This is a genomic window from Streptococcus mitis bv. 2 str. SK95 (assembly GCF_000222705.1).
Classification (GTDB): domain Bacteria; phylum Bacillota; class Bacilli; order Lactobacillales; family Streptococcaceae; genus Streptococcus; species Streptococcus mitis_AY.
This window is the reverse complement of sequence record NZ_AFUB01000007.1, coordinates 1-8,718: the sequence shown is the minus strand read 5'-3', so window position 1 is coordinate 8,718 and position 8,718 is coordinate 1. Positions and strand designations below refer to the sequence as shown.

Annotated in this window: 8 protein-coding genes and 1 tRNA gene; all 9 read right to left on the bottom strand. The window is 41.2% G+C overall.

Going from position 1 to position 8,718, the window contains the following annotated elements:
- Positions 1–228: 228 nt before the first annotated feature.
- Entirely contained in the window at positions 229–1,110 is an 882-nt protein-coding gene (locus HMPREF9965_RS03660; protein WP_001019005.1) for a class II fructose-bisphosphate aldolase, read from the bottom strand.
- Positions 1,111–1,249: 139 nt separating this feature from the next.
- Positions 1,250–2,578 carry a sensor histidine kinase VncS gene (gene vncS / locus HMPREF9965_RS03655; RefSeq protein WP_000831382.1) on the bottom strand — a complete coding sequence of 443 codons (1,329 nt, stop codon included), beginning with the start codon at positions 2,576–2,578 and terminating at the stop codon, positions 1,250–1,252.
- Positions 2,575–3,231: a response regulator transcription factor VncR gene (gene vncR, locus HMPREF9965_RS03650; protein WP_000697931.1), complete on the bottom strand. Its 657-nt coding sequence runs from the start codon at positions 3,229–3,231 to the stop codon at positions 2,575–2,577. Before vncR ends, vncS begins: the two co-directional genes overlap by 4 nt.
- Positions 3,232–3,373: 142 nt before the next feature.
- Complete coding sequence (vex3, locus tag HMPREF9965_RS03645; RefSeq protein ID WP_000902987.1) at positions 3,374–4,753, bottom strand: ABC transporter permease subunit Vex3; 1,380 nt, start codon at positions 4,751–4,753, stop codon at positions 3,374–3,376.
- Between the two features lie 45 nt (positions 4,754–4,798).
- On the bottom strand, positions 4,799–5,446 hold the full coding sequence (gene vex2, locus HMPREF9965_RS03640) for an ABC transporter ATP-binding subunit Vex2 (RefSeq protein WP_000173740.1): 648 nt from the start codon (positions 5,444–5,446) through the stop codon (positions 4,799–4,801).
- 12 nt (positions 5,447–5,458) lie between these two features.
- Positions 5,459–6,736, bottom strand: a complete 1,278-nt coding sequence (locus HMPREF9965_RS03635; protein ID WP_001068264.1) for an ABC transporter permease — start codon at positions 6,734–6,736, stop codon at positions 5,459–5,461.
- 268 nt (positions 6,737–7,004) lie between these two features.
- A tRNA-Leu gene (locus HMPREF9965_RS03630) sits at positions 7,005–7,090 on the bottom strand.
- 80 nt (positions 7,091–7,170) lie between these two features.
- Positions 7,171–7,746, bottom strand: a complete 576-nt coding sequence (locus HMPREF9965_RS03625; protein ID WP_000158713.1) for a cysteine hydrolase family protein — start codon at positions 7,744–7,746, stop codon at positions 7,171–7,173.
- Positions 7,746–8,534, bottom strand: a complete 789-nt coding sequence (gene codY, locus HMPREF9965_RS03620; protein ID WP_004243007.1) for a GTP-sensing pleiotropic transcriptional regulator CodY — start codon at positions 8,532–8,534, stop codon at positions 7,746–7,748. Before codY ends, HMPREF9965_RS03625 begins: the two co-directional genes overlap by 1 nt.
- Positions 8,535–8,718 lie beyond the last annotated feature (184 nt).

Genomic DNA, 8,718 nt, shown 5'->3' with positions numbered 1-8,718 from the left:
AATATTCTATACTATGTAATTAAAATCAATGATGACAGAATTTTTTATATTCTAACTAAATAAAAACTTGAATTCAATTAATAATACTCATACTATTATTTTATCATAGATTAAACAATTTCTTAGAATCAAATTAAATACCACCTACTAAATTTGAAAAATAATTTATTTCCATCACACCAAAAAACCCACCCAATGGGCAGGCTTCATCTGTATTGTTCAGCTAGATTAAGCTTTACCTTCTGAACCGAATACGTCGATACGTTCTTCAACTGATGCTTGGATAGCTTTTACACCGTCAGCCAAGAATTTACGTGGGTCGAAGAGTTTTTTCTTGTCGTATTCTGCTTCGTTAGCTTCGTAGTCACGAGCAAATTTACGAGTTGCGTTAGCAAATGCGATTTGGCATTCAGTGTTAACGTTAACTTTTGCAACACCAAGTTTGATAGCTGCTTGGATTTGGTCATCAGGGATACCTGAACCACCGTGCAATACGATTGGGAAGCCTGGAACTGCTTCTGTCAATTTTTGCAAGTGGTCAAGGTGAAGACCTTTCCAGTTTGCAGGGTATGGACCGTGGATGTTACCGATACCAGCTGCCAAGAAGTCGATACCAGTTGCAACCATTGCTTTAGCATCTTCGATTGGAGCCAATTCACCATCACCGATGATTCCGTCTTCTTCACCACCGATAGTTCCAACTTCAGCTTCTACTGATACACCATTTGCGTGAGCAAATTCTACAACTTTACGAGCTTTTTCAAGGTTTTCTTCAACTGGAAGGTGTGAACCGTCAAACATAACTGAAGTATAACCAACTTGAATACACTCAAGTGCATCTTCGTAGTGACCGTGGTCAAGGTGGATAGCTACTGGTACAGTGATACCCATTGACTCAACAAGGTTAGCGATCAAGTTGCGAGCAACTTTGTAACCACCCATGTATTTAGCAGCACCCATTGAAGTTTGGATCAAAACTGGAGCTTTTTTAGCTTCTGCTGCGCGCAAGATAGCTTGAGTCCACTCAAGGTTGTTTGTGTTAAATCCACCAACTGCATAACCGTTGTCACGAGCTGCTTGGACAAATTTTTCTGCTGAAACGATTGCCATTTGTCAGGCCTCCTATATATTTTTTGGGACATCCCATTTACATTGTTCATTTTATCACTTTTTGACAAAAAAAGCTAGTTTTTCCCATACTTTAGATTGAATTTCTTACAATTAAAGCAATGTAAACCTTTTCTTTCCCCTAGTCTTGCACGACTTTAGGATAACGCATGAAGAAGGTCAAACGCTCATCTTGCATCTCAAAATGATAAGGTAATTTCTCATGTTCTAATAGACTCTTGACCACAAAGAGTCCCATTCCTGAACCCTTAGCCTTGCGACTAGCATTGCCAGAAAAAGACTGGGCCAGTTTTTCTTGTTCTTCAGGACTACAGCTATTCTCGATAAAGAGTTCCCCTGCTCTCTCCCCGATGCGGACCAAGCCGCCTAGAGTCGAGTGCTTGATGGCATTGCTGATGAGATTAGATAGGATCAACTTCATCACAGATGGATTTATGTAAGCCTGCTGATGGGTCAGGCTAATGTCTACATGAAGTTCTCTCTCCTTGGCTAGCAAGGCATAATCCTTAACCAGAGTTTGCGTCATCTGGAGTAGGTCAATGTTCTCCTTCTCCTCTCGCAATTCCTGAACAGAAGAAAGAGAAAGTATCTGGAGAACGTGGTGACTGAGGTCATCCACAATCCCCAAGGCAACTCCAAGATAGTGGTCTCTATCCTTATAACGACCAATATTTTCTTTCATATTTTCGATTAGGATCTTCAAACTAGCCAGAGGTGTTTTCAATTCATGAGAGGCCCCTCGTAGGAATTCGACCTTCATCTTTTCAAGCTGGAGAATAGCTTCATTCTTCTCATGCAAGTCCGCAATAACTGTCAAAAGGTGCTGGTAGAGGCTATTGATTTGTTCCTTGAGATCACCTATCTCATCCTTAGAGTCCACGCGCAATCGTACTTGAGCATCCAAATCCATCATCCGACGGGTCACCCTCTTGATTTCCAAAATCGGGGCAACAATGGTTCGAGCATAGATGTAGGCCACCAAGAGGGAAATCAGAAAGGATGCCAGCAAGGTATAGGGAAGAAATTGAAGACTAATCTGCTCAGCTTCCTTTTGCAGGTCCATGGAAGCTAGAAATTGCAGAGTCATGGTGCTACCATCTTGCGTTTTCACCTCACGCTCCTCAATAAAGAGGGAAGTAGTTTGACGATCCGTGTCCAAAGGAAGGTTGTCCTTGACTTCTAACTTGTCCTCAGTCATCTCTCCCTTGACGGCCCCCTTGATATCACTAGTCTGGGAATACAAGTCTAACACTTGCTCGATACTCTGCCTATCCTTTCCTTCCAGGGACTGGGAAATGGCTGTCGCTTTCTGACCAATGGTTTCCTGACGATGGCTCAGATAAGTCGAGGGAAAGAGAAAATAAATAGCTAAATGAAGACAAATAACCAGAACACTAAAAATCGAGAAGGTATAGATAAATATCTTTGTAAACAAACCTGTTCGTTTCATTTTCTCTCCAATTTATAACCAACATTGCGCACAGTGAGGATACAATCCAAGTCTAGCTTTTTCCGCAGTTCCTTGATATAAACATCAATGACACGGTCAAAGGGGACCTCATCTGTCGCCTTCCAGACAGCATCGATAATCTGAGAACGAGTCAAGGCCCGTCCTTCATTTTTCACTAGATAGTCCAGAATTTCCAACTCTTTGGCATTGATAGCCACTTCTTGACCTGCCAGGCTTGCACTGTAGCTCTCAAAGTCCACCTTGGTATCCTTATAGGAGAAGATTCGTTCCGTATCGTAATAGCGCTTGAAAATCGCGTCCACCCTCACTTTTAAGAGGGAGAGGGAGAAGGGTTTTTCCAGATAGCCATCAGCCAGAGAAGCAAAAGCACTCATCTTGTATTCCTCATCCTGAAAGGCAGTCAACATCAAAACAGGGACCTGGCTAGTCTTACGAATCTCTGTCAGAACTTCCAGTCCATTCAGTTTTGGCATCTGGATGTCCAGTAGAACCAAGGCAACTTCATAGTTTGAAAATTGCTCCAAAGCTTCTTCACCGTCTGCTGCCTGAATAGTCTCATAACCACAATCCGTTAAATAATCACTGACTCCTTCACGGATCATATCCTCATCTTCTACAATTAAAATTTTCATAGAAAAAACGTTTCACATTCCTTTAAATTTCTTGTAAATCTCTCTGTTTCCCCCTGATAGGAAGAAGCCTTATCAAGACGAAGCAGATAAAAATGCTACCTATATTATACCCCATTTAGGGGAGAATAGGTAGCAAGTTTTTTTATTCGCTATCGAGCAAGAGCTCTTTTGGTTGTTTTCTAAGGAGATTGCTTGAAGCAAGCGCCATAACAAGAACGACTAGAACTAAAGCAAGAACAAAGACGATGATAAAGTCTGATGTCTGAATGGAAATGTCTAGGCTCGACAAGGTCTTGCTAAAGCCGTCTACTTCTGCACCACCACCAAGATTAGAGGCTTGAGCAGCCTTGCTGGCTTGCTTGGCAACACCTGAAGTGACATTGGCAAGAACAGTATTTCCGATTGCACGCGCTGTGTAGTTGGCTAGGAAGTAAGCAGAAACAAGAGCAGGGATGGCAATCAAAATCGATTCAGTGATGAATTGACCCAATATACTTGCCTGCTTGAGACCGATAGAGAGGAGAATTCCCACTTCCTTGCGACGGGCGTTGATCCAAAGGCTGAGTAAGAGTGCAAGGAGAAGGACTGAGAAACTCAAGCTACCCCAGAAGAGGAGATTAGCCATCTTGTACATACCAGAGATGGATTGCTCAAGAGCTGGGTAGTTAGAGGAGCTCTTCACAAGTGTGTAGCTCTTCCAGTTGATACCGCTGATGCCATTCAACTCTTTCATGACATCATCCAAGTTCTTGTCCGCTGTTACAAAGAAAGTTGCGTCCCCATAAATGGCTGTGTCTTCTGTGTATCCATAAAGTTTTGCAGCAGTGTGAATGTCTGTGATAGCTGTGTTTTCATAGAGTTCTTGTGAGTAGGTTACTGCTGACTTATTGTGACCATCAAAGAGTCCCTTAATTGTCACTTCAACTGTTTCCTTGGCACCTTTTTCATTGTCTGCATCATAGATATTAGAGTCTAGTTTGACCTTATCTCCGACTTTCCAGCCGTGTTTGGCTGCCAAGTCCTTATGCATGAGAATCTTGTCCTTGTCATCGTTGGTTAAGTGTTCTCCTTCGACCAGCTTATATGAGCCAGAGACAAACTTATCTTCTTTAGAGGAGTCATTGACACCTGTAATCATCAAACTGCTTCCAAACCGTTTGGCACGATCTGCAGTGAGATTTTTCTTGGTTTCTGGCGTTTCAATGAGATCATATCCAGTTAAATCTCCGATAGCGTTGATACGTTTAACATAAGACTCGATGGCCTTATTTTCAGTGATTTTTTTGATATCCTCACCCTTGATATTCCCAGCACCACGTGGCGTTCCTTGATTGACGCGACGATTGATTTGCATGGAGAAGCTGTTGGTGATATTTTTAAAGGTCTCCTGAGAAGCCTTGGCAGTAGCTCCCTTGATCGACAAGCCGACCAAACTCAAGCTCGCCATGAGGAGAATAATCAGGAAGATAACAATTGATTTGAAAAACTTCCTTGTAACATAGGCAAATGCGTTGTGTAACATAGGTTCCCTTTCTAGATTTGATAATTCTATCAAAACAAGCTCATATTATTTAGTAGTATTGCGAGTTTCAGTCAGTTTCTTGTCCTTCAACTCAAGTGTAATATCTGACGCTTGCGCCACTTCTTTACTGTGGGTGACGACAATTACACATTTACCTGTTTTCTCGGCAAGTGATTTGAGCAGTTCGATAATATCTCCAGCAGTTTTAGGGTCCAGATTTCCTGTTGGCTCATCAGCCAGAATAACTGGAGCTTCTGATACCAAACTGCGAGCGATGGCAACACGTTGCTGTTGCCCACCTGATAACTGGAGAACATTCCGCTTGATCTGACTTTCATCCAAACCAAGCTCAAGAAGGGTATCCTTAGTCGCCTTTTTGTTGACCAAGCGGATATTTTCCAGTGGAGAAAGATAATCTATCAAGTTATAATTTTGAAAGACCAGGGAAATATGGTGCATGCGATGGTAAGAATATCCCTTGTTCCGAATGTCCTCTCCTTGGAAAAGGATAGAACCTTCGACAGGACTATCTAGACCAGCAAGTAGGGACAAGAGAGTGGATTTTCCTGCTCCTGACTCACCAATGATACTATAAAATTTTCCAGGTTCAAAATTATACTTGATCTGATATAAAACTGCCTCAGCAGTGTTCTTATAACGGTAGGTAACATCTTGCAATTGTAATAAAGTCATGATTTCTCCTTCTTAACTAATAGATGATAAAATTTCCTTAGGCGATTTTCTAAATAGAAATACGAAACAAAGGGCTACTGATAAGCAACCAATCAGGAGCAGAAAGACATAGGATTCTGCAAAGGATAGGAGACTAGTTGATAGACCGCTTGCTTTAGCCAGCGTGTCCTGTAAGCTTGCCTGATCTCCACTGGCTAGTACAGTTTGGAGCAGATAGGATGTGATGGCGTTTCCTGCAATAAAGGATGGAAGCAAAGCTCCAAGAGATACCAAAACTACCTCTAAACAGAACTGTAGGAAGATCGAGCCCTTGCCTTTTCCAAGTGCGAGTAAAATCCCCACTTCGTAGACCCTTTCTCTCAACCAGAGAGACAAGACCAAAATTAAGGCTCCAGCTCCAGCTATCATAATCCCGTAAAGGAAGATGGTGAGGAAGGTTTGGAAGGTTGCTACTGAATCTTTGATTTGTTCAAAGGCCTTGTTTTCCTTTTCGACTTGATATCCTTGATTTTCCAAGGCCAAGTTTTCCACCTGCTTCATGAGTCCGTCCATTTCCTTAGGATTTTCTACATAGAAGCGTGCTGCACTGACTTGAGGTTCACTATTTCCCAAAAGGGTTTGGCTACTTTCATAGTCTGTAAAGACCTGGTTTTCACTGAAGTCAGAAGACAAGCCTGTGAATTTTTCTTGTTTTTTACCAGAAAAGATTCCGACAATCTCAAACTCAACTGTTTGCCCTTTTCCAGATTCTGACTGTCCAGCATCCAAGCGAATCTTGTCATGAAGCGAAAGACCGTTCTTCTTAGCCAACTCTTCGTGGATCAGGATTTTCTTGGAATCCCCTTTTTGAAGGTGTCGGCCTTCTTTTAGATTGAAAGCCGAACTAGTAAAGGTAACATCCTTGGATGAATCCTCAAGAGCCGTTAAGCTAACTAGATTCTTGTCCGCAGCTGACAAGTCATCACGTTCGACGCTCTGCTCACCACTCACTGCTTCCTTGTCTTTTAGTTTTGCCACCGTCTCGAGTTCAGGAGAGACATTTTCCAGTCCCTTAATCTTGCTCACGGATGCTAGGTCTGACAACTTGAAGGTCTGTCCATTTTCTATCTTTTTGATAGAAAAAGATGTATTGAGTGATTTGTAAAGATTCGTTTCTACTGTTTTGTTGGACTTCATCAGAGTCAAACAGGCTGAAATTCCTGCTAAAAGGACAAATAAAATCAGAAATAAAATAAAACTTCTCAGTCGTTTTCTGCTGACATAAGCCCAAGCTCTTTGGATTGGATTCATTTGTCACCTCCATATTTGTAAGACTATTATAAAATCCAAATATGAAATGTTTATGAAATCGAAAATATTTTTTGATTTATTTTTTGAAAAAATGAAGAAAGCTAGCAACTGCTAACTTTCTTCATATTAGAACACGTTTTACCAATCAAAAATCGATTCCATGCCATAAATGATGGTTCTTGATGCCAAGTTCTTCCGATAGTCGAACTGTACCTCTAGCCTTCTTTGGAAAAACAAAAAGAGCTAGCAACTGCTAACTCTTATCCTATGCGGAGAGAGGGACTTGAACCCTCACGACCTAAAGCGGTCACAGGATCCTTAGTCCTGCGCGTCTGCCAATTCCGCCATCCCCGCGTCGATCACTTTACTAGTATATCAACTTTCAAAATCTTTGTCAACACTTTTTTCAGATTTTTTTCATTTTTCCAAGGGAATCATTCTTTAATTTCAGCCAAATTTTCATCCAACAATTTGGCTCCCAGAGTGTTCTTAAAATGTCCAAGAGCAAACTGATGATTTTCTGGCCAGATAGAGGCAACCGCAGGCTTGACAACCTCAATTTGATAACCTAAATTATAGGCATCAATAGCCGTATGGAGAACACAAATATCGGTCAAAACACCAGTTAAGATGACTGTATCAACTCGACGTTCTCGCAAACGAATATCGAGGTCCGTTCCTGAAAATGCTGAATAGTGACGCTTGTCCATCCAAAAGACACGACTATCAGAAGCATGGGCTTGGTAAAAATCTGCTAGTTTTCCATACAAGTTGCGACCACTAGTTCCAATGATGTTGTGCGGTGGGAAAAGTTTACTCTCAGGATGAAAATCATCCCCTTCCTCATGAGCATCAATGGTGAAGAAAACATAGTCTCCACGATCAAAAGCCAGTCTAGTCACCCGAGCAATCGCCTCGGATATGGCTTGAGCAGGAGCACCAGCAGTTAGCTTTCCATGGTCTGCTACAAAATCCTCTGTATAGTCAATCGAGATTAAAGCCTTTGTCATTAGTAGTCCCTCTTTTTCACTTCCTCAAAGATATCTGAAATCAATACTTTGAGATAGGTTCCCTTCATTCCTAGTGAACGGCTTTCAATAATTCCTGCCGACTCTAGCTTACGGAGAGCATTGACGATCACTGAGCGCGTGATACCGATACGGTCTGCAATGACAGATGCCGTCAATTGTCCTTCATTTCCATTTAGCTCAGATAAAATAGCTGAAACAGCACGAAGTTCTGAGTAGGAGAGGGTATTGACTGCCATGGTTACAGCAGTACGACGGCGAATATTTTTCTCGTCTTCTTCACGTTGGAAGTTCAAGAGTTGAATCCCTACCACTGTACTCGCAATCTCAACAAGAATCAAATCCTCATCTTCAAATTTCTTATCATTACGCCAAATAATCAAGGAACCTAGGCGAATCCCTGATACATGAATGGGAGCAATGGTTGTCAAACCATCTGGAAAATCCGCACGGCTCTCTACAGGAAAAATGGTCAAATCATGTTCAATAGGAAGATTGGCCTCCGTATCGTAGATCATGTTTGCCCCTTGTACATAGTCATCTGGGAACGTCTTGGTTTGGAAAAACTGCTCTACGCGATCGGTATTAGTTTTATAGCGCATAAAATAGCCCAAAAGTCGTCCCTTGCTATTGACAATGCAGGCATTGCAATCAATAATGTCTGCTAGTTGACGTGTAATGGCATTGTACGGAAGTTCATCCTGCATTTGCTCTTCTGAGCGTTTTAAAATTGATGTAATTTTTCTTGTTTTTTCTAATAAATGTGCCATTTTTTACCTCACATATAATCGCTTCCATTATAACATAGAAAAGTCTTTATTTCAATAATTATCTGAAAATTGCTTATTGAATTGCAATTTTTAAAAGCAAAAATATTTTATAAAAATAGCAATTTTTTATTGACATTCCGTTTTGATTTTTATATAATAACATTATAAGAAGATGGATTAAAGT